Source organism: Microbacterium sp. K24 (assembly GCF_004794465.1).
GTDB lineage: Bacteria > Actinomycetota > Actinomycetes > Actinomycetales > Microbacteriaceae > Microbacterium.
In genome coordinates this window covers 1-21,229 of the sequence record NZ_SSDJ01000153.1, presented here as the reverse complement: position 1 = coordinate 21,229, position 21,229 = coordinate 1, and the positions used below count along the sequence as shown (strand labels likewise).

20 protein-coding genes are annotated in these 21,229 nt (G+C 71.3%); 6 read left to right on the top strand and 14 right to left on the bottom strand.

What is annotated here, in order from left to right; genetic code table 11:
* Nucleotides 1-10 precede the first annotated feature (10 nt).
* A complete protein-coding gene (locus DW306_RS19950) occupies nucleotides 11-1,678 on the top strand; it encodes an amidohydrolase (protein WP_136057323.1) in 1,668 nt (555 codons plus the stop codon).
* On the opposite strand, the gene DW306_RS19945 is transcribed toward DW306_RS19950, so the two are convergent.
* The 5 genes from DW306_RS19945 to DW306_RS19925 are packed head-to-tail and all read right to left on the bottom strand — an operon-like array spanning nucleotide 1,633 to nucleotide 8,423.
* Nucleotides 1,633-3,246, bottom strand: coding sequence for an ABC transporter ATP-binding protein (locus tag DW306_RS19945; protein WP_136057322.1), 1,614 nt, complete (start codon nucleotides 3,244-3,246; stop codon nucleotides 1,633-1,635). The genes DW306_RS19950 and DW306_RS19945 overlap by 46 nt on opposite strands.
* A complete protein-coding gene (locus DW306_RS19940; protein WP_136057321.1) occupies nucleotides 3,243-4,109 on the bottom strand; it encodes an ABC transporter permease in 867 nt (288 codons plus the stop codon). Before DW306_RS19940 ends, DW306_RS19945 begins: the two co-directional genes overlap by 4 nt.
* Nucleotides 4,106-5,062 carry an ABC transporter permease gene (locus DW306_RS19935; RefSeq protein ID WP_136057320.1) on the bottom strand — a complete coding sequence of 319 codons (957 nt, stop codon included), beginning with the start codon at nucleotides 5,060-5,062 and terminating at the stop codon, nucleotides 4,106-4,108. Before DW306_RS19935 ends, DW306_RS19940 begins: the two co-directional genes overlap by 4 nt.
* Nucleotides 5,059-6,717, bottom strand: a complete 1,659-nt coding sequence (locus DW306_RS19930) for an ABC transporter substrate-binding protein (protein ID WP_136057319.1) — start codon at nucleotides 6,715-6,717, stop codon at nucleotides 5,059-5,061. The genes DW306_RS19935 and DW306_RS19930 overlap by 4 nt, the downstream gene beginning before the upstream one ends.
* Nucleotides 6,717-8,423: an amidohydrolase gene (locus DW306_RS19925; RefSeq protein WP_136057318.1), complete on the bottom strand. Its 1,707-nt coding sequence runs from the start codon at nucleotides 8,421-8,423 to the stop codon at nucleotides 6,717-6,719. The genes DW306_RS19930 and DW306_RS19925 overlap by 1 nt, the downstream gene beginning before the upstream one ends.
* 167 nt (nucleotides 8,424-8,590) lie before the next feature.
* On the opposite strand from DW306_RS19925, the gene DW306_RS19920 reads away from it, so the two are divergent.
* The 4 genes from DW306_RS19920 (at nucleotide 8,591) to DW306_RS19905 (ending at nucleotide 11,609) form a co-directional block, all read left to right on the top strand.
* Nucleotides 8,591-9,268 carry a TetR/AcrR family transcriptional regulator gene (locus DW306_RS19920; protein WP_168429391.1) on the top strand — a complete coding sequence of 226 codons (678 nt, stop codon included), beginning with the start codon at nucleotides 8,591-8,593 and terminating at the stop codon, nucleotides 9,266-9,268.
* Between the two features lie 78 nt (nucleotides 9,269-9,346).
* Nucleotides 9,347-10,663 carry a flavin-dependent oxidoreductase gene (locus DW306_RS19915; protein WP_136057316.1) on the top strand — a complete coding sequence of 439 codons (1,317 nt, stop codon included), beginning with the start codon at nucleotides 9,347-9,349 and terminating at the stop codon, nucleotides 10,661-10,663.
* Nucleotides 10,660-11,136: a MarR family transcriptional regulator gene (locus tag DW306_RS19910; RefSeq protein WP_136057315.1), complete on the top strand. Its 477-nt coding sequence runs from the start codon at nucleotides 10,660-10,662 to the stop codon at nucleotides 11,134-11,136. Before DW306_RS19915 ends, DW306_RS19910 begins: the two co-directional genes overlap by 4 nt.
* Nucleotides 11,133-11,609 carry a DUF3237 domain-containing protein gene (locus tag DW306_RS19905; protein WP_136057314.1) on the top strand — a complete coding sequence of 159 codons (477 nt, stop codon included), beginning with the start codon at nucleotides 11,133-11,135 and terminating at the stop codon, nucleotides 11,607-11,609. Before DW306_RS19910 ends, DW306_RS19905 begins: the two co-directional genes overlap by 4 nt.
* A 10-nt stretch (nucleotides 11,610-11,619) precedes the next feature.
* Here the strand turns inward: DW306_RS19905 and DW306_RS19900 are convergent, their stop codons facing one another.
* The 3 genes from DW306_RS19900 to DW306_RS19890 are packed head-to-tail and all read right to left on the bottom strand — an operon-like array spanning nucleotide 11,620 to nucleotide 15,205.
* A complete protein-coding gene (locus tag DW306_RS19900) occupies nucleotides 11,620-12,369 on the bottom strand; it encodes a phosphatase PAP2 family protein (protein ID WP_136057313.1) in 750 nt (249 codons plus the stop codon).
* Nucleotides 12,366-13,880 (bottom strand): carboxylesterase family protein, encoded by a 1,515-nt coding sequence (locus tag DW306_RS19895; RefSeq protein WP_136057312.1) that lies wholly within the window; start codon nucleotides 13,878-13,880, stop codon nucleotides 12,366-12,368. The genes DW306_RS19900 and DW306_RS19895 overlap by 4 nt, the downstream gene beginning before the upstream one ends.
* Nucleotides 13,881-13,909: 29 nt before the next feature.
* Complete coding sequence (locus tag DW306_RS19890) at nucleotides 13,910-15,205, bottom strand: MFS transporter (protein ID WP_136057311.1); 1,296 nt, start codon at nucleotides 15,203-15,205, stop codon at nucleotides 13,910-13,912.
* A gap of 149 nt (nucleotides 15,206-15,354) precedes the next feature.
* On the opposite strand from DW306_RS19890, the gene DW306_RS19885 reads away from it, so the two are divergent.
* Complete coding sequence (locus DW306_RS19885) at nucleotides 15,355-15,924, top strand: TetR/AcrR family transcriptional regulator (RefSeq protein ID WP_136057310.1); 570 nt, start codon at nucleotides 15,355-15,357, stop codon at nucleotides 15,922-15,924.
* 18 nt (nucleotides 15,925-15,942) lie between these two features.
* On the opposite strand, the gene DW306_RS19880 is transcribed toward DW306_RS19885, so the two are convergent.
* The 6 genes from DW306_RS19880 to DW306_RS19855 all read right to left on the bottom strand — a co-directional run.
* Nucleotides 15,943-16,830, bottom strand: coding sequence for a site-specific DNA-methyltransferase (locus DW306_RS19880; protein ID WP_240747286.1), 888 nt, complete (start codon nucleotides 16,828-16,830; stop codon nucleotides 15,943-15,945).
* Nucleotides 16,827-17,876, bottom strand: a complete 1,050-nt coding sequence (locus tag DW306_RS19875) for a biotin/lipoate A/B protein ligase family protein (RefSeq protein WP_136057308.1) — start codon at nucleotides 17,874-17,876, stop codon at nucleotides 16,827-16,829. Before DW306_RS19875 ends, DW306_RS19880 begins: the two co-directional genes overlap by 4 nt.
* A gap of 38 nt (nucleotides 17,877-17,914) precedes the next feature.
* Nucleotides 17,915-18,652 carry a DUF1684 domain-containing protein gene (locus tag DW306_RS19870; RefSeq protein ID WP_136057307.1) on the bottom strand — a complete coding sequence of 246 codons (738 nt, stop codon included), beginning with the start codon at nucleotides 18,650-18,652 and terminating at the stop codon, nucleotides 17,915-17,917.
* Nucleotides 18,653-18,827: 175 nt separating this feature from the next.
* Nucleotides 18,828-19,703, bottom strand: a complete 876-nt coding sequence (locus tag DW306_RS19865; RefSeq protein ID WP_136057306.1) for an alpha/beta fold hydrolase — start codon at nucleotides 19,701-19,703, stop codon at nucleotides 18,828-18,830.
* 33 nt (nucleotides 19,704-19,736) lie between these two features.
* Complete coding sequence (locus DW306_RS19860; protein ID WP_136057305.1) at nucleotides 19,737-20,486, bottom strand: copper homeostasis protein CutC; 750 nt, start codon at nucleotides 20,484-20,486, stop codon at nucleotides 19,737-19,739.
* A gap of 55 nt (nucleotides 20,487-20,541) precedes the next feature.
* A partial coding sequence (locus DW306_RS19855; protein ID WP_168429390.1) for a helix-turn-helix domain-containing protein occupies nucleotides 20,542-21,229 on the bottom strand: 688 nt, incomplete at its 5' end.

Sequence of the window (21,229 nt, the reverse complement as noted above, 5' to 3'; positions counted from 1 at the left end):
GAGAACGACCATGACCCCCACAGCCCCTGCGGACGTGTGCATCATCGACGGGCGGGTGTTCGACGGCAGGGTCGCGACGTCCGGCACCGCCGTCGCCCTCCGCGGCGAGCGCATCCTCGCGATCGGCTCGGACGCGGAGATCCTCGCGCTGGCCGGCCCCGACACCGACGTCATCGATGCGGCGGGCGGCGGCATCCTCCCCGGCTTCGTCGACGCGCACATCCACGCCGCGTTCGCCGGCGTCGAGCGGCTCAGCTGCGATCTGACCGGCGCGACCACGATCGACGAGACGCTGGCGCTGGTCGCCCGCGCCGCCGAGACGACGGACGCCGAGTGGATCACGGGCGGCGGCTGGAGCCATGAGCTGTTCCCCCACCCGACCCGGCAGATACTCGACGCGATCGCGCCCGACCGTCCGGTGGCGCTGAGCGATGCCGGTCACCACACCCTGTGGGTGAACTCCCGTGCGCTCGCACTCGCCGGGGTCGACCGCGACACCCCCGCTCCGCCGAACGGGCACATCCATCACGACGACCAGGGTGATCCGACCGGCTACCTGAACGAGACCGCCGCCGAGCTCGTCGGACGCGTCATCCCCCCGACCACGGATGCCGAGATCGCCGCGGGTCTGCGGAACGCGCAGGAGTTCCTCTGGACGCTCGGGATCACCGGCTGGCACGAGGCGATCCTGGGCGAGTACAACGGCAAGGCCGACTGCACCGCGGCCTACCGGTCGACGATCGCCGACGGCTCACTGCGCAGTCGCACCTCGGGAGCGCTGTGGGTGCCTCCGGGAACGACGGCGGCCGAGGTCCCCGCTCTCGTCGAGCGGTTCGTCGCCCTGCGGGCCGAGAACGCCGCTGCCGGGTTCGACACCTCCACGGCGAAGGCGATGGTCGACGGCGTGCCGCACGGCGAGACCGCCGCGCTGCTGGAGCCGTACTGCACCCACGCCGGCAGCGGCGAGCTGCACATCGACGCCGAGGCGCTCGAGGCACTCGTCGTCGCGCTCGACGCGGCCGGCTTCGCCATGCATCTGCACATCATGGGCGACCGCGGGGTGCGCGTCGCCCTGGGGGCGGTCGAGGCCGCGCGGCGTGCGAACGGCACGGGCCAGCGCCACCACTTCGCGCACTTGTCGATGGTGCACCCCGACGACGCGCGACGGTTCGGTCCCCTCGGCATCACCGCGAACATCCAGGGCCTGTGGGCATCGAACGATCCGGCGGTCGTGCCGATGATCGGCGAGGCCCGGATGCGTGCGGGCTATCCGTTCCGCTCGATCGCCGACAGCGGCGCCGCGCTCGCGATGGGCTCGGACTGGCCCGTCTCCCCCGCCGATCCGTGGCTCGCGATCCATGTGGCCGTCAACCGGGCGCTGCCGGGACCCGACGGCACGCCCGGCGAACCGCTCGACGCGGCCCAGCGCCTCACGCTCGCCGAGGCCCTCGCGGCGTACACGAGCGGAGCCGCCGAGCTGGTGCTGGGCAGCGGCGGGATGCTGCGGGTGGGCGCCCGCGCGGACATCGTCGTGTCGACCGTCGACCCGTTCGCCATCCCCGCCGAAGCCCTCATCGGCGTCGGCACGGCGGTCACGATCGTGGCCGGAGAGGTGGTCCACTCCCGTTCGCCTCACGACACCGACGTCGGGACCGAGTCGATCAGCAGTCGCGTGTAGGCGTGCTGCGGGTCGCCCAGCAGCTGCTCGGTGGGCCCGGCCTCGACGATCTCGCCGCGGCGCATGACGATCGTGTCGGCGCACACGGTGCGCACGACCGCGAGGTCGTGGCTGATGAACAGCAGCGTGAGCCCCTGTTCCCGACGGATGCCGGCGACGAGGTCGAGCACCTGCGCCTGCACCGAGACATCGAGGGCGCTGGTCGCCTCGTCCATCACGAGCAGCGCGGGCTCGACGGCCAGAGCGCGTGCGATCGCCACCCGCTGACGCTGGCCGCCGGAGAGCGTGCGGGGCGCCGCGGCGAGATGCTCTTCGCCGAGCCCGACGGCGACGAGCAGTTCGAGCGCCCGATCCCGCGCCGAGCCACCGGTGCGCCCCGTGTGCAGCTTCAGCACGTCTTCGATCGCGCGTCCCGCGGGGATCCGCGGATCGAGCGAGAGGTACGGATCCTGGAACACCATCTGCACGCTCTTCGCGCGGGCGAGCCGCTCCGCACGCGACCGCGGGATGCCCGCCATCGAGCGACCCCCGATGCGGATCTCGCCCGCATCGACGTCCTCGAGCCCGACGATCATGCGCGCGAGGGTCGACTTGCCCGATCCCGACTCCCCCACCACGGCGAGTGAACCGCCGCGGGCGATGGCGAGGTCGGCCCCGGCCACGGCAGTGATCGGGTCCTTCCCGTGGCGCCGATACGTCTTGCGCGCCCCCGCGACGACGAGCTGCGGCTCGGGATCGGATGCCGCAGCGGGCGCGGTGATCTCTCCGGAGATGCGGGGCGTCGCCGCGACCAGCCGACGCGTGTACTCGGCCGAGGGCGCCAGCAGCACCTCTCGCACGGTCCCCTCCTCCACGATCGCGCCCTCCTTCATGACGACCAGCCGATCGCACAGCGAGCCGGCGAGGTTGAGGTCGTGCGTGATGAACAGCATGCCCATGCCGCTCTGCGCGCACAGGTCCCGCAGCACCTGCACGATCTCGGCCTGGGTCGTGACGTCGAGGGCCGTCGTCGGCTCGTCGCACACGAGCAGCCCGGGCGACGTGCTCAGCGCCCCGGCGATCATGACGCGCTGCAGCATGCCGCCGGACAGCTCATGCGGATGCTGCGACAGATGACCCGCGGGATCGGGAAGGCGCACGGCCGTGAGCAGTTCGACGGCGCGCGCGTGCGCGGCATCCTTCGACCACCCCTCGCACAGCCGCAGCGCCTCGGTGACGTGATCGCCGATCGTGCGCATCGGGTTGACCCCCGCCCGAGGATCCTGGAACACCATCGCCGCCTCGTGCCGACGGATCTCCTGCCGTCCGGCGGCGTCGGCGAGCGGCGAGCGCCCGTTGACCTCGACGGCGCCGCCCGTGATCGCGCGGTCCGGGAGCAGCCCGAGCACTGAGCGCGCGGTGAGCGATTTGCCCGAGCCGGATTCGCCGACGAGCCCCACCGTCTCACCGGCGGCAACCTGCAGCGTGATGCCGTGCAGCAGCCGGGTGCCGTTCGGCAGGTCCAGCGTCAGATCGCGGATGTCGAGGAGGGGGACGTCGAGAAGGGGGACGTCGAGATGAGTGTTCATGCGGGGATCCCTCCGCCGATCCGGTCGGACAGTTCCTCGCCGATGATGTTCACGCAGACGACGACGATCACGACCGCCACGGCCGGGGCGATCGCCGGCAGGAACTGTCCCGCGGCCACCCCCGACTGCGCCTCGTTGATCATCGCGCCCCAGTCGGCGGTCGGCGCCTGCACGCCGAGCCCGAGGAACGAGAGCCCGGCGAGCTCGGCCAGCACGTATCCGAAGTTGAGGGTGGACTGCGCGCCGACGATCGGGGTGACGTTCGGCAGCACGCGCCGCAGCGCGATCCATGCCCCTCCGAATCCCTGCACCCGATACGCCGAGACGTAGGGCCGCAGGCGCTCCGCCGCCACCAGCGACCGCGTCAGCCGGGCGACGAACGGCGCATAGGCGATGCTCATCGCGACGACCGGCGCGACCAGCCCCTTGCCGAACAGGGCGACCGCCATGATCGCGATCAGCAGCGACGGGAACGCGAAGAGCACATCGAAGATCCGGCTGAGCGCGGCGTCGATCCACCCGCCCCGCCATCCGGCCCACAGACCGAGGAGGATGCCGATGATCGTGGAGACCACGACGACGAGGAGCGGGCCGATCAGGGCGGTGCGTCCGCCGTAGATGAGACGGCTGAGGAGGTCGCGGCCGAGCGCGTCGGTGCCGAGCCAGTGCGCGGCCGACGGCGGCGCCAGGAAGGACGTGAAGTCGACGGCATCCGGGTCGTACGGCGCGAGGAAGGGCGCGAAGATCGCGGTGAGCACGACAGCGGAGAGCACGACGATGCTGGCGAGATACAGGAAGCGCGGTCGCTTCCGTCGGGGAGCGCGCAGCACCCGCATCGCGAGCGTGGGGGTCGAAGACGTCATCGGGCACCAGCTCCTGCAGCGGATCGGGGGTCGATCCAGGGTTCGAGGATGTCGACGATCGCGTTCATCACGACGAACGCGAAGACGACGAGGAGGACGATGGCCTGCACGACCGGGAAGTCGAGCCGGTCGACGGACTGCACCAGGAGCGATCCGATGCCGGACAGCCCGAACGCGGCCTCCACGATCGAGCTCGCGACGATGAGGCCGGCGACGAGCACGCCGCTCACGGTCAGGATGGGACCGGCGGAATTGCGCAGCACGTGTCGCCGCACGACCACCGAGCGACGCACGCCGCGACTCGTCGACACCTCGACGTGCTCGCGGCTGAGCTGATCGACCATGGCAGAGCGCGTCACCTTGCCGACCAGCACGATGAACACGAGCGCCAGCGCGATCGACGGCAGCGTCAGGTGGTGGACCATGTCGAGGAAGCCCTCACCCGCGCCGAACGAGGGGAACCACCCCAGCTGCACCGAGAACACGGCGATCAGCACGATCGCCCCGACGAACGACGGGATCGCCCCCAGCACCGTCAGGCCGATCAGCACGAACCGGTCGAGTGCCTTTCCCCGGTTGAGCGCGGCGATCGCCCCCAGCACGACGCCGGCGACGAGCACGATCGCCCCCGCCATCGTCACCAGCATCAGGGTGACCGGCAGCCGGTCTCCGATCACCGCCGTGACGTCCTGCCGATACTGCAGGGAGCGGCCGAGGTCTCCCTGCAGCAGACCGAGGACCCAGCGGAGGTACTGCTCCCAGGGCGGCAGATCCAGCCCGTACTGGGCGGTGACCTGCGCCACGGCCTCGGGGCTGGGCTTGCGTCCGCGCAGCAGGAAGCGCACCGGGTCGCCGGGCACCAGGAAGCGCGAGAAGAAGACGAGCAGCGACGCCAGGAACAGCGTCAGCAGCAGTCCGCCCAGCTTTCCGGCGACCCGGCGGGCAACGGTCATCGGGCGCCGATCGTGGCGGCCCAGGGGTAGTACATGAAGGCGATCGAGGGCTGCACGCCGGTGATGCGCTCACCGAGGTAGAGCGAGATCGGCGCCTGGTACAGCGGCAGCCAGGGGAGCTCCTCGTTCGCGATCTGCTGCGCCTTCGCGGTGAGCTCGCTGCGCGCGGCCGGGTCGTCGACCGTCACGGCCTCCTGCACGATCGCGTCGAACTCGGGGTTCGACCAGCCGCCGTAGTTGCTGAAGTCGCCCGTGCGCAGCACCGAGTACATCTCGAGGGCATCCGGGCTCGACAGGTACCAGCTCGTGTAGAACAGGTCGACGCCTTCGCGGGCGCTCGGGTCGGAGAACAGCGCGGTGTAGGCGTTCGGCGTGACGGTCTCGACCTTCACCTTCAGGCCGATCGACTGCGCCGCCGCGACGGTCGCCTGCGAGATGACGGCGAAGTCGTTGCCGATGGGTGCGGTGACGTAGGTCAGCTCCGCGCCCTCCGCCCCCGCCTCGGCGATGAGCTTCTTCGCCTCCTCGACGTTCCGGTCGTACGACGTGACATCGTCGAACGCCGAGGTGCGCGCGGCATCCGAGGCGTCCCGCCACACCGACTCGGTGGTCATCACGTCGGTGGTCGCGCCGACGCCGCGATGCGCCGCCTGGAGGATCCCGTCGCGGTCCATCGCGAGCAGCAGCGCCCTGCGCACGCGGACATCTCCGAGCGGTCCTTCGAGGTTGCTCACGACGATGTTGCCGACCGCGGTGTTCATGCCGAACAGCACGTCGCCCTTGCCGGCGGACCGCAGGGTGGGGATGGCTTCCATCGGCACCATCCACGACCCGTCGACGCTGCCCGATTTCAGGGCGTTGATCCGCGCGGTGGAGTCCGTCATGAAGACGAACTTCACCTCGCCGGAGCGCGCTCTGAGGTCGTCGTCCCAGTAGTCGTCGTAGCGGGTCATCGTGATCGATTCCCCGGAGTCCCACGAAGACAGCTGGAGCGGCCCCGTGCAGTTCACGCCGCCGGTCGAGTTGCCGTAGTCGGCGCCCTTCTCGGCGAGCGTCGCGGCTGACTCGATGACGCCGGCGGAACCGCCCATTCCGAGGTTGAACTGCGAGTCGGGTCCGGTCATCGTGACCGTCACCTGGCGGTCGCCGGTCTGCTCGATCGACTTCACGTTCTGGTAGACGGAGAACCAGAACGATCCGACGGCCGGGTCGAGATGCCTGCTCATCGACGCGACGGCATCGGCGGCGGTGAGCGGGGTGCCGTCGTGGAACGTGACGCCGTCGCGGATCGTGTAGACCCAGGTGTCGGGCGTCGGATGCTCGAACGACTCGGCGAGGCCGGGGCTGAGCGAGTAGTCGGGGTTCAGCCGCAGCAGCGACTCGCAGACGTTGGCCAGCACGGAGTTGTCGGCGTAGTCGAAGGCGTACGCGTAGTCGAGGGAGTACGGCTCGGCGTAGGTCGCGAAGGTGAACGAGTCGATGTCGCCGCGGGGTGCCGCGGTCGTCTCGGTCAGCTCCCACTCGAGCGGTTCATCCGAGCCGGAGCCCGTCGAACCGGCCGGGCTGCAGCCGACGAGGGCGGCGACCGCGAGCAGTCCGGCGAGCGTGGCTGCGGTACCGCGGGCGAGGGGACGAGAGCGGAGCGTGCGATTCATCAGGACTCCTTGCGGTGGGTGTCGGGAACAGCAGGGGCGGGTGCGGTGGTGTCGGATGCGGAGTGCACGCGTCGTCCTTCGATCCAGGTCGACGCGACCCTGGCGGTGTGGAGGTCCGCCGCCGGGATGCCGAACGGGTCCGGCTCGATGACGACGAGGTTGGCGAGATACCCCGCGCGGATGCTGCCGGTATCGCTCTCGCGGCGATTCACGTACGCCGACCCCGAGGTGTAGGCGGCGAACGCGGTCTCGAGGGCGAGCCGCTGGTGCTCGCCGCCGAGCGGCGGCCGCTCCGAACCGGGGTAGGCGCGGTTCACGGCGACGTGGATCGCCGCGAGCGGATCGGCCGTCGAGACCGGCCAGTCGCTGCCGGCGGCGAGGCGCGCGCCCTCGCGGACGAGGTCGCCGAACGGGTACTGCCGGTCGACCTGGCCGTCCTGCAGGAACGGCAGCGTGAGCTCGTCGAGCTGGTCTTCATGCGTGGCCCAGAGCGCCTGGATGTTGGCGATCGCATCGAGCGGCGCGAAGCGCGAGACGTCGTCGGGCGCGACGACCTGCAGGTGGGCGAGGTGGTGTCGGCCGTCGGTGTCGCCGTTCGCGTCGCGGGCGACCTGCAGCGCATCGAGCGCCTCGCGCACGGCCCGGTCGCCGAGCGCATGCATGTGCACCTGCTGGCCGGCGGCGTCGAGCGCCGTCACGTACTCGCGCAGTTTCTCCGGATCGATGAAGCTGAGGCCGTGGTTGCAGGTGTCGTGACCGGTCTCGTCGCGATACGGGGTCAGCATGGCGGCGGTCTGGTTCTCGGCGACGCCGTCGACCATGATCTTCGTGGTGCCGAGGTCGATGCGGCGGTCGGGGTGCGCGGCGGCGGCGCGCTCACGACGCTCGGCCATCCGCTCGACCTGGTCGATCCCTCCGTCGCGCGCCCACCACTGGGCGCCCACGACGTGCACGAGCAGACGGCCGTCGGCCGCCGCGCGCTCGTACGCGGCGAGAGGGTCGGCCATCCCTCCCGATCCTGCACCGACCATCGCATCCTGCCAGCCCGTGATGCCGAGGGCGATGAGCTCGTCCTGTGCGCGCAGCAGACCCTGGTAGGCGAGGTCGTCCGAGGTCGCCGGACGCACCGCGGCGAACAGATTCGCCGCCCCCTCGTGGAAGGTGCCGGCCGGGAAGCCGTCGGCTTCGCGCACGATGCGCCCGTCGTCCGGGTCGGGGGTCGCGGCGGTGATCCCGGCGCGCTCGATCGCGGCCGTGCTCGCCCAGGTGCTGTGGTGGTCGCGGCTCTGCAGCAGCACGGGGCGTCCGCCCGCCGCCTCATCGAGCAGGCCGCGCGGCGGGTTGCCGCCGGGGAAGCTGTCCATGCTCCACCCGCCACCGAGGATCCACTCCTCGTCGGGGTGCGCCTCGGCGTAGGCGCGGATGAGCGCCGCGGTCTGCGCGGCGTCCTCGGCCTCGGTGAGGTTGCACTGCAGGAGTTCGACGCCGCCGCCGACGGGGTGGATGTGCGCGTCTTGGAACCCGGGGCTGAGCAGCGCGCCGGCGAGATCGACGCGGGTGGCGTCGGCCGAGGCATGTGCGGCGACCTCCGCCTCCGGGACGACGGCGGCGATGCGCCCGTCGCGGACGATCACGGCCTGACCCTCAAGGGGGGCGCCGGTGCCGGTGAAGACCGCACCGCCGTGGAACACGAGTTCGGAGGACATCGTCCTGCCTCTCTGCAGCATCGAAGGGGAATGGCGATCACGCTAGCCTCCGACAACAGCGATGTCAACACTGTTGACCACGGTTGGGACTCGAACTAGATTGAGAGCGTCGGATCACGTGAGGATCCGCACGGACTGCGATGATGGACGAGGAAGAAGGGGGCCCGATGAGCACGGTCACGAAGAAGGACCGGCCCGCGAAGCGGACCCGGCTCGACCGAGCGCTCATCGTCGACGCCGGTCTCGAGCTCGCCGGCACCCCGGGAGTCACGTCGATCTCGGTGCGAGACCTCGGCTCGCGGCTGGGCGCCGATCCGACCGCCATCTACCGGCACTTCCAGAGCAAGGACGCGCTGATGGGCGCGCTGCTGGACGAGCTCAACGGCCGTGCCGTGCAGACGGTCACGAGCCCGGCCGAGCGCTGGGACGACCGCCTCCGCGAACTCGCCGTCGCGACGCTCGACCTCTTCATGCGGCATCCCGCGATCGGCGCCGAGGCGATGACCCTCACGACGCACGGCCCCGGCGAGCTCGCCGCCATCGAGCTCATGCTCGACGGGTTCCAGCGCTGCGGCCTCGACGGCGACGAGCTCGTGCGGCACTACGCACTCCTCGCGTCCCACGTGCTGTCGCTCGCCGCGGGAATCTCGCGGGCGAGGGCGGAGCATTGGACGGACGACGAGGGCGATCCGTGGGTCGACGCTCCGCTGCTCGCCGATCCGCGCACGTTCCCGCTCATCGCCCAGCACTCCGTGCTGCTCTCCGAGCTGCGCGACCGCGACCTCTTCCTGAGCGGTGTCGAACTCGTCATCGACTCGGCGAAGCGCGCGGCGTCCCCGACCTGAGATTCTCCTTGCGCTCCAGATAGTTTTGTGACAAAACTATAATCACTGCTCAGCACGAGCAGGGATCAGGAGAGATCGATGAAGATCATCATCATCGGCGCGGGCATCGGAGGCCTGGCCGCCGCAGTGAGCCTGCACGAGGCAGGACTGCACGACGTCACCGTGTACGAGCGCAGTGCGGCCATCCGCGGCCTCGGGGTCGGCATCAACCTGCTGCCCCACGCGATGCGCGAACTCACCGAGCTCGGCGTCGCCGACACGATCGCGGTCGAGGGCGTCACCCCCTCGACGCTGCGCTACTTCACGCGCCGCGGTCAGGAGATCTGGGGCGAGCCGCGCGGGCTCGACGCCGGCTACCGCTGGCCGCAGCTGTCCGTGCACCGCGGCCGCCTGCAGCTCGCGCTCCGCGATCTCGCCGAGGCCCGCCTCGCCACGCCGATCCGCCTCGGTCATCGCCTGATCGAGACGGTCTCGAACGCCGACGGCACCGAGACCGCGCGCTTCGCGACCGACGACGGCGAGGTCGCCGAGACCGCTGACGTGATCATCGCCGCCGACGGCATCCACTCCGCCCTCCGCGCCCAGCGCTATCCCGCCGAGGGTGCTCCGCCCTGGGGCGGCCTCACCCTGTGGCGCGGCATCACCCGCATCCCCGCGTTCCTCGACGGGCGCACCATGATCATGGCCGGCGACGGCGAGCAGAAGTTCGTCGCCTACCCCCTGTCCGACGTGGATGCCGCGGGAGACATGCTCGTGAACTTCATCGCCGAGCGCCGCGTGGGCGGCAGCGGCGACGCGGACTGGAACCGTGCGGTCGACCCGGCGCCGATCGCGGAGCTGTTCCGCGGCTGGAGCTTCGACTGGCTCGACGTGCCCGCCGCGATCGCCCGCGCCGAGGAGATCCTCGAGTACCCGATGGTCGACCGCGATCCGCTGCCGCGCTGGACGTTCGGTCGCACCACGCTGCTCGGCGACGCCGCGCACGCCATGTACCCCAACGGGTCGAACGGCGGGTCGCAGGCGATCCTCGACGCTCGCACGCTCGCCTTCCAGCTGGCCACCGCCGAGGGCTCCCCCGCCGGCATCGAAGCGGCGCTCGCCCGCTACGAAGAGGCACGCCGCCCCGCGATGACGGCCCTGCTCGCCGGAACGCGCGCCACCGGACCCGAGCGCGTGATGCTGCTCGCCTTCGAGCGTGCACCGGAGGGCTTCGCCGACATCGACCAGGTGATCCCCCTGGCCGAACGTCAGCAGATCGCGACCGACTACAAGGTCGCGGCCGGCTTCCTGCCGGAGCTCCTCAACGAGCGCGCGTCCCTGACCCCGACGTCGACCCCCGGACCGGCCCCTGTGCTCGATCGCATCACCGAGGCGTCGAGCGGCGCGCGGTCATGACCGGCTTCGACGCCGCACGGCTCGCCGCCGTCATCTCGCCGCTGCGCCGCGCCCTGCTGGCGGCGACGCGCGCGGAAGCCGGACTCCCGGAGCTCTCGGAGGCCCAGATCGACGTGCTCCGCACCCTGCCGCGGGGCCTCGGCCGAGGCCCCGCCGAGATCTCCGCGGTGCTCAATCTGAGCAGGCCGACCGTGAGCAACCTGCTCGGCACGATGGAGACGGAGGGCCTGATCGAACGCGGTCCCGATCCGTCCGACGGGCGCCGGGTCGTCGTGCGCGCCTCCGCGCGCGCACTCGACCTGTTCGACCGGTTCGATGCCGTGAACTCCGCCCTCGTCGCGCGCGTGAGCCTCGCCCTCGACGACGCGGATCGCTCCGCTCTCGGCGCCGCGCTCCCCGCTCTCGAGCGCCTGTGCGCGGCACTCACCGGAGCGGATGCCCCCGCCTCCACGATCCCGGAGGAAGACGAATGACCGCTCCGCACGACCGACTGCCCGCTCCCGCCTTCGAGCCCGCCTTCGACGTCTCGGTCGACCTCGGAGCCCTGGAGGACCACGGCGACACCAGCATCGGCCACCGCCGCGTCGTGCCGATCCTCGGCGGCCGGATCACGGGCGCCGTAGAGGCCGAGATCCTCCCCGGGGGCGCCGACTGGCAGCGGGTGCGCGCCGACGGCACGATCGAGATCGACGGGCGCTACTCGGCCCGCACGACCTCCGGCGACCTCCTGCTGCTGCACGCGACCGGGCTGCGCACCGGATCGCCCGAGGTGCTGGAGAGGCTGGGCCGCGCGGAGGACGTCGATCCCCACTCCTACTACTTCCGCACGACCGTGCAGATCGAGACCGCGGCCCCCGCCCTCGCGCACCTCCAGCGCAGCCTGTTCATCGCGGTCGCGCAACGCCAGGCGAACGCGGTGCACTACCGGGCGCACCGCGTCGCCTGACGGAACGACCTCAGCTCGCGGCATCCGCCGTCCGCAGGAACCACACCCGCCGTTCGTGGTCTCTGCGGAGCCAGGGCAGGAACGCCCACCACAGCAGCACGGCGACGGCGGTGCCGCCGATCAGTCCCGCGCACGTGTCGGAGAACCAGTGCGCGTTGATGAGCGTGCGCTGCCAGACCATCCCCGCCGCCAGCAGGATGCCGAGCACGATCCAGATCCGTCGCGCCCAGACCGCGGAGGCCGGGATCAGGGCGAGCACGGTGATGATGATCGCCGCCATGCTCACCGAGTGGCCCGACGGGAACGACCCGTGGTCGACCTGCACGAGCGGTCCGAAGAGCCCCGCCACCGTGTCCTCGACCGGACGCGGCCGATCGACGAGGTTCTTCGTCAGCTGCGACAGCAGTCCGGGGCCGGCCAGCTGCACCGCGATAACGAAGAGCGCCGACCGCCAGCGACCGACCAGCACCAGTGCCAGGGGCAGCAGGATCATCATCAGCACCGCCCCGGGAAGCTGACCGAGATGCTGGAAGAGCTGCGCCAGTGCGAACGCCGGCAGCCAGGAGTCGGGCCCGACGCCGACGAGACCCCGCCACAGGTCGTCGAGCGCCTGCGACCACGGCGCATCCGGGGCCGCGAGCACCCCGAGCGCGAGCGCGATGAACACGATCAGCAGTCCGAGTGCCGTCCACAGCATCCATCGCGGGCGCACGACCGTCACCGGCCGGGTCGAGGACCCGGCCGTCTGCACCGCGGTCACGACGCGGCGCCCAGCAGCGGACGGACAGACGCGTAGGCGTCGGCGATGTCGCGTGTGGGGGTGTCGTACACCCGCGCGATACCGGCCGGCCCTTCGTGCCGCGGCCAGCCCGGATCGCCGCTCTCGATGAACGCGACAGCGGCCCCGTGCAGTTCGTCGGCCAGCTCCTGGGGTGGGTTCGGGCCCGCCAGCGGCTCCATCGACGGTCCGTCCAGGCCGTCGAAGAAGAACGGCACGTCGAGGCAGTGCTCGGCGAAGCCGAAGTGTCCCGACGGCCAGGAGAAGCGGTACACCCAGGTCGGCGCGTCACCGCGGTCGGCCACGATCTTCAGCAGCGCCGAGCGGAACATCCGGTCGGTCAGCAGACGCCCGGCGAGACGCGCCTTGCCGAGGCCGACGACATCGGTGTTGGCGGCGAGGTACGCGGCTCGGGCACTCCGCGGCAGACCGAGCTTCGCGAGCAGGAAGTTCTGCGGCACCCAGCGCAACGCCTTCGCCGCAGCGCCGGCGAACGCCATCGTGAACTCGTCGTCGGTCGCTCCGAGCACGAGCGGCTTGTCGGCCCCGACGCCCGCGCGCAGCGATTCCCTCGTCGAGCGCGGCAGCAGGTCGCCGTCGATGGACGGGCCGAGCGGCAGCCCTTCGTCGACGACCGTCGAGAGCGACGACGGCCCGAGCTGCGTGGCCTTCTTCTGCATCGCAAGCAGTCTCTCCTCGCTCAGCGTCGAGAACCCGGAGACGGTCGGCTCGACCCCGGCCGTCGCGGCGAGACCGCGTCCGAACGTCTCCGCGCGCTCCGCCGAGACATCCGCGAGGGCGCCCGAGATCGCGTACACGCCGTGGAACAGGTGCTGTGCCCTCTCCATCCCGAGCAGGGTCAGCACCGCTCCGCCCCCGGCCGACTGCCCCGCGATCGTCACGCGCGACGGGTCCCCGCCGAACGCGCCGATGTTCTGCTGCACCCATTCGAGTGCCAGCAGCCAGTCGCGCACGCCGCGGTTCGAGGGCGCGTCCTCGATCCAGCCGAAGCCGTCGAAGCCGAGACGGTACGAGATCGACACGGTGACGACGCCGTCGCGGTTGAAGTTGCGGCCGTCGTACCAGGGGCTGGCCGGCGACCCGGCGAAGTAGCCGCCGCCGTGGATCCAGACCAGCACCGGGAGGCCCGCGGCCGTCGGGTCAGGCGTGAAGACGTTCACGTTCAGCGTCGCCTCGCCCGGCACGCTCGGCTCCGGGATGAGCGTCACCCCGGGGTCGCCGCGCTGCGCGGTGGGAGCGAACTCGAGGGCATCGCGCACGCCCGACCAGGGCGCCTTCGGCACCGGCGCCTGGAACCGCCGCTCGCCCACCGGCGGCTCCGCGAACGGGATGCCGAGGAACGCCGCCGATCGCGGATTCCCGCGGCCACCCGTCGTCGGACGCCAGCGTCCGCGCACCCGCCCGGCGGCGGTGGTCACCTCGACGAAGACGGCGTCGGTGTTGATGCCGGTGCGGTCATCGGGATCGGTCATCACAGCATTCTCCTGTTCGTTCCTGAGCATCAGCGCACTCCCTTGATCGGCGCGGTGGCGACGGCGGCGAGGATCACGAAGACGAAGAGCGTCGCGTACCCGCCCAGCGCCGTGATGATCACTCGGCCGATCGCGGGACTCAGCGCCTGCGGCACGTTGGTCGCGACGTTGAGGATGCCGAGGTCCTTGCCGGCCGAGACCCCCTCGTTCGGCAGCACCTCGGTCATCAGCGCGGCATCCACCGACATGTACAGGCCGAAGCCGATGCCGTTGATGATGCTCATCAGGATCATCCCCGTCATGTTCGGCTGCAGCAGCGGCATCGCGAGCCCCGCGACCATGACGACGGATGCCGCGTAGATGAACACCTTGCGGCGGCCGACCCTGTCGCTCCACCAGCCCGAGAGGCCGATCGCGATGAGGGTGGGCACGAAGGCTACGAGGGTGAGGGTCACGACAGCGCCCTGCGCCTCGGCGAGCGGAAGCCCGATGTAGTCGGTGAGCATGTAGAGCTGGTAGGCGCTCACGACGAAGTAGCCGAGGATCAGCAGGAAGCGCGCGGCGAAGGCCCAGGCGAAGTCGGGATGGCGGCGCGGGTCGATCCAGAACCCCCGGAAGAACGCGCCCCAGCGGAACGTGTCGACAGCGGCATCCTTCGACGACCAGTCGCGGTTGACGAGGCCGAACAGCAGTGCGGCGACGATCACCGCCCCGCCGAACACCGAGTATCCGATGCCGATCTGCGCGGCGAACGCCCCGGCGAGCATGATGCCCACGGTCATGCCGAGCTGCGTGCCCAGCCCGATCATGGCGCTCGCCCCGCCGCGTTTCGCCCGGGGGAACCGGTCGGCGGTGATGGCGGTGAGCGGAGCCTGGAAGAAGTTGAGGGCGACCTGGATGACGACCCAGAAGACCGTGATCCAGAGGATGTCACTCAAGGAGCCGAGGCCGAAGAGGAAGATGCCGCCGACGATCGCGCCGGTCACCATCCACGGCACGCGCCGGCCGAAGCGGGAGCGGGTGCGGTCGCTCAAGGCGCCGACGATGGGCTGCGCGAACAGCGTGAAGACGAACGAGATCGTGGTGACGAGGGCGAGGTTGCCGACCTTGTTCGCCTCGTCGATGAGCAGCACCTGGCTCGGCAGCAGGATCGCGATGAGGCCGCCGTAGGTGGCGAACAGGGTGAGCGAGGCGATCAGCAGGCTGGGCAGCAGGCGCCGGTTCGCGGGTGGACTGGCGGCGGGCTCCCCCGCGCCGGGAGGGACCGCGCGGATGCTGCCGGTCGGGGCGAGTTCGGTGGTGGGGTCGAGCGGGGACACGGACATGTCGGCTCCTCGTTGAGCGGATGCGGAATGAATACCAAACGTTGTTTGGTATTCATCGCACATCGTGACAGATCCCCGGCGGCGCGCGCAAGTGATTCACGAACGTTGTTCGGTTTTTGTGATCAGGTCGTGACGGATACGCTGAGGGCATGGCGACAAGAGGGGCATACGCGAAGGGCGTCGCCAAGCGCGAGGAGATCCTCGAGGCGGCCCTGGCCGTCGTCGCCGAGCACGGGTACCGCAAGGCCTCGGTGCGCGAGATCGCGGACGCCGCCGGCCTCAGCCCCGCCGGCCTCCTGCACTACTTCGGCACCAAGGAAGAGCTCTTCGTCGCGATCCTCCGCGCGCGCGACGACCGCGACGAGCAGGAGTACGCCGGGGAGGACGTGATCGCCGCCTTCCTCGCCGTCACGCGGCACAACGCCTCGGTGCCCGGTCTGGTGCAGCTGTACGCGCAGCTCGCCGCCGAGGCCGGCGACCCCGAGCATCCGGCGCACGACTACTTCCGAGACCGCACCGCACGCGTCGAGGGCGCGGTGCGCGCGCGGGTCGTCGCCGATCAACAGGCCGGACGGCTCCGCGACGACCTCGATCCCGCCTGGATCGTGCGCACGATGCACGCACTCGCCGACGGCCTCCAGTCCGCGTGGATGCTCGACCCGACACTCGACATGGCCGCCGAGATCGAGCGGTTCCTCGTGCTCCTCCGCCCCGCCTGACCCGCCCGTCCCGGCATCCTACGCCTCGAGGCGTGTGACCTCGGCGTGCGGCATCCGCTCGGTCATCACGCGGATCGCCTCGGGGTTGTCGTCGACGAGAACCGCATCGCGGCCGAGCGCCGACGCGACCGCTCCCGTCGTGCCGCTGCCCGCGAAGAGGTCGAGCACGCGGTCTCCCGGGCGGCTCGACGCCCGCACGATGCGGCGAAGAACCCCCTCGGGCTTCTGCGTCGGGTACCCGGTCTTCTCGCGCCCGGTCGTCGGCACGATCGTGTGCCACCAGACATCGGTCGGGAGCTTGCCCCGCGCCGCCTTCTCGGCCGTGACCAGCCCCGGCGCCATGTACGGCTCGCGGTCCACCTCGTCGGAGTCGAACACGTACTCCCGCGGATTCTTCACGTAGACGAGGATCGTGTCGTGCTTCGTGGGCCAGCGGCGCCGCGACTTCGCCCCGTAGTCATAGGCCCAGATCAGCTCGTTGAGGAAGCAGTCGCGCCCGAACACCGCATCGAGCATCACCTTCGCGTAGTGGGATTCGCGGTAGTCGAGGTGCAGGTACAGGGTGCCGTCGTCGGCGAGCAGGCGCCACGCCTCCTCGAGCCGCGGCATCAGGAAGGCCCCGTAGTCGTCGAAGCGGTCGTCGTAGGTGCGCAGCATCCCGCGCACCCGCTCGTACGCGTGTCCGTGGAACCCGTGCCGGATCTCGGTCGCGGCATCCGGGTCCTGCCCGTTCTCCGACTCGCCCCCCGCCCGCCGCGCGGTGACGACCTGCCGCTCCTGGGTGCGGCCGGTGTTGAACGGCGGGTCGAGATAGACGAGCGTGAAGGATGCCGCGGGCAGGGTCGCCGCGACGGCGAGGTTGTCGCCCTCGATGATCGTGACGGCGCCCGGGGAGGGGTCGGTCACGGCACCCGATGCAGCCACGCCTCGGTGGAGAACTTCGACTCCACGAGGGCTTCGGCGGCGGCGTACTCTTCCGGGGTGATCGTGCCGGTCTCGGCATCCGTCAGCGAGCGGAAGGTGTCCTTGAAACGCTCGATGATCTCGGCGCGCGCGAGACCGGTCTGGCTGCGCAGGGGGTCGACGCGCTTCGCCGCCGAAGTGGTGCCCTTGTCGCTCAGCTTCTCGCGGCCGATGCGCAGGACCTCGGTCATGGTCTGGCCGTCGATGTCGTACGAGAGCGTGGCGTGATGCAGCACGCCGCCGTTGGCGAGGCGCTTCTGGGCGGCCCCGCCGATCTTGCCGGTCGGGCTCGCGATGTCGTTGAGCGGCTGGTAGACCGCGTCGATGCCGACCGATCGCAGCGCCTGCAGCACCCAGTCGTCGAGGAACGCGTAGGAGTCGGCGAACGTCATGCCCGCGACGAGGGATGCCGGCACGTACAGCGAGTAGGTGATGATCTGCCCCGCGGCCATGAGCATGGCGCCGCCGCCGGAGATGCGGCGCACGACGTCGAAGCCGTGCCGGGCGGCGCCCTCGGGATCGACCTCGTTGCGGTACGACTGGAACGACCCGATCACGACGGCGGACTCGTCCCACTCCCAGATGCGCAGCGTGGGGCGGCGGCGGCCTTCGCCGACCCGCGAGGTGAGCACCTCGTCGAGGGCGAGGTTCATCCGAGGCGAGACGGCCTTGTCGTGCACGATCTCCCAGTCGAAGTCGCGCCAGCCGGGCGCCGTGACCAGGGCGCGGCGCACGGCGGTGCCGACAGCCTCGGGGGTGAACCCGAGCAGCTGCGCACCGTCGGGCAGGGCCTCGCGCACGGCGGCGGCGATGACCGTCGCATCCGACTCCACTGCCAGTCCGTTCACGGCGGCGTTGATGTCGTCGAGGGCCGTGTCGGGCTCGAGGAAGAAGTCGCCGGCCAGCCGGAAGCGGGCGATCCTGTCGTCTTCGACCTCGAGGTCGACGACGACCAGCTTTCCTCCTGGGACCTTGTATTCACCGTGCACGGTTCCAGCTTAAGCCGCGCGGGCTCCTCTGCGGCGGGTCAGCCGCCGAGCACGACCACGCGCTCACCGGCGCGGATCGGCGTCGAGTACCGGTTGCCCGGGGGCGGCAGTGGGCAGACGAACTGATCCGAGAACGCGCACGGCGGCAGGTAGGCGCGGTTGAAGTCGATGATCGCCGAGCCGTCCTCCGCGGGCTCCTCGATCGGGAGGAACCGGAACCGGTACGTCTCGAGGCCGTTGGTCCCGTCGGCGAAGACGGCGCGCAGCCCTCCCTGCGAGCCCCGCGTCACGGTCAGGGTGTGCGGCGTGCCGGCGAGTTCGAAGTGCAGCCGCCCGGCGACGGGGGTCTCCCGCGCCGCGCCGTCGACCGCGGTGATGACGACCCGCTCCCCCGGCGTCTCCTCGAATCGCGCCGGCAGGCGCCACCGCTCGTCGGGCGCGTAGGCGTCGATCGCGGTGAACCACTCGCGTTGCGGGCGGGCCGGGTTCAGCACCCGCAGAGCGAGCGTGCCGTGACGGTCGAACACCCGCAGCTCGCGCCGTCCGAGCCGGAAGCTCTCCGAGCCGCGCAGAGTCACGGTGGCGCCGGACTGCCCGAGCTCGCTGCCGCGGATGCCGCCGTCGCCGGTCAGGGCCCAGAGGCCGGGGATGCCGTCGACCGCGGCGGGCATCGTGATGAGCCAGTTCGTCGACTCGAGCGCCGAGGGTCCGTACTCGGAGCCCGCGAGGCGTTCCCGCGCTGCATGCCAATCACGCCATTCGCTGACGAAGCTCATCCGACCGCCCTCTCGCGTTCCCGCGGAATCCTGGTCCGAATGTAGAGCGGCGCCCGAGTCGCACGCCCGGATGACGTCACGCGCCTTCACGGTGCGTAACGTCGCGACGCTTTCGAATCGCGCAAATGGTCAGTTTCGAGCCGTATTGGGGGCCAGTTGCGCGATTCGAAAGGGGTCAGGCGCGCGAGGGGAAGCGCGTGTCGAGCCAGGCGAGCACGTCGGCGCGCACCTCGTCCTGCCGGAGCTCATTGAGGATCTCGTGCCGCGCGTCGGGGTAGACCAGCGTCGTGACATCCTCGAGGCCCGAGCGCGAGCGGTACTCGTCGGCGAGCTTGTGCACGCTGTGCGGGCCGCCGACCGGATCGTCGCGTCCGACGAGCAGCAGCATCGGGAGGTCGTTCCCTCCGCGCGCAGACCTCAGGTCCTTCGCCGGACGACCGTAGAGCTTCGCCGCCTCGATCGGCCCGAAGAGCTTGAGCAGCGGCACGTCGGTGGTGAGCGGATCGTCGTGGAACGACGCCCACACGGCCGGATCGCGGCTGAGCCATTCGAGCCCGGTCGCCCCTTCGTCCTTCGCCCACCGCGCGTTCAGCGGCGCCGCGTTCAGCGTGCCCGGCGTCAGCAGCGCCGACCCGGAGAGGATCACGGCGTCCCAGGCGTCGGGGTGATGAGTGACGAGCTTCTGCGCCAGGAACGATCCCCACGAATGCCCGAACAGCACGAGCGGCAGGTCCGGGTTCTCGTCGCGGATGATGCCGGTCAGCTGCCAGATCGCGTCCTCGGCCGCGCGCAGGCCGCCCTTGCCCAGATGCCCCAGTCGCGCGGGTCCGTCGTGCTGGCGGATGCCGGTGCGGCCGTGGCCGCGGTGATCGTCCGCGTACACGATGAACCCGGCCTCGGTCAGGGCGGTCACCAGGGCGCCGTAGCGGCCGGCGTGCTCGCCGACCCCGTGCAGCAGCTGCACGACTCCCCGCGGTGTCGAGGCGGTCGGGTGGACGTCGTAGACGATGGCGATGCCGTGGGCGTCGGTGAACTCGCGGGTATCCGTCACGGGGAGAGCCTACCGACCGACGGCTCCCGAGCGTTACCGACCGAGGGCGGCGCAGATCGCGAGCGCGATGTCGCGGTCGGTGACCTCGTAGCCGCCGACGCCGTCGGAGGCCGACCCCATCCGCACTCCGCCGGTCGCGGCGACCGCGCGCTTCGCGGAGAAGTGGATCGCATCGACACCGGTCGCCGCGAGTGCCGGAGCGCTGGCCGCATCGACGCTGCTGCCCGCCATGACGTCGATCTGCCCCTCGGCCGCGGCGACGAGCGCGCGGAGCGTGTCGATGCCGTCGATCGCGGCGGATGCTCCGCCCGAGGTGAGCACGCGACGGAGCCCCAGCTCCCGTGCGGTGCGCAGCGTCGCGACCGGATCGGCCGTCATGTCGATGGCCCGGTGGAGGGTCACGGATGCCCCGCCCGCGGCATCCCGCAGTCTCGCCATGGCGACGACGTCGAGGCGCCCGTCGGCGTCGAGGGCCCCGATCACGACGCCTGCCGCGCCGGCGTCGATCGCCCGGCGCACGTCGCGCTCCGAGACGGCGAGCTCGTCGGCGTCGTAGTGGAACCCGCCGGCACGGGGGCGGATCAGCACGTGCACCTCGGGTCCGGTGCCATCGGCGGCCTCCGCGGCGGCCTCGATCGCGAGCTCGAGCGTCGCGGGCGAGGGCGTGAGACCGCCGAGCGCGAGGGCGCTCGCGAGTTCGACGCGCGCGGCTCCGATATCGGCGGCGATGCGCACACCGGCGGGGTCCTGTACGGCGATCTCGAGGGCGAGGGTGCGGGTCATCCGTCCATTCTGCCCGAGCGCGTCGGCTCCGCCCGGCGGCTCCGCCACTGCGGCGTCAGCGGATCGGGAGCGTCCTGATCTCGAGCATCGCCGCGAACCGCGCATCCGGGTCGTCGAGGTCGACGCCGCCCACCTCGGCGACGCGACGCAGCCGGTAGCGGAAGGTGTTCGGATGCACGAAGCACGCGGCGGCCGCCGCGGTGACGTCGCCGAACCGGTCGAGCCACGCGGTGAGCGTGTCGATGAGATGCGCGTCGTTGCGGGCGTCGTACTCGATCAGGCGGGCGAGCACCCCGGATGCGACGTCGCCGCGGGAGCTGCGGAGGTCGCGGAGGTCGAGCAGCAGCGAGGCGGTCTCGACATCGCCGATCCGGGCGACGCTGCGCCGGCCGATGTCGCCGCCCGACGGCGGGTCGTCGACGCCCGGCCCGGACACGCGCTCGAGCACCACGCGGAGAGCGCGCTGAGCCTCCGCCCGGGAGCGGGCGATCTCGGCGACCGTCGTGGCGGGTCGCCCGACGCCGATCACGGCGGGGATGCGGTCGCCGACCCGGTGCAGGAAGTCCTCGGCGAGGCCGACCGAACGATCCTCGGCCGCCGCGTCGGCGACGGGCAGGATGCCGTAGACGGTGTCGCCGACCAGAGCCACCGCCGCGCCCTGCTGCACCGCCGAGAGGTGCAGCGCCAGCGCGTCGGTGAGGCGCTCGCGCTCGGCGATGGAGTCGTGCTCGGTGCCGTCGCCG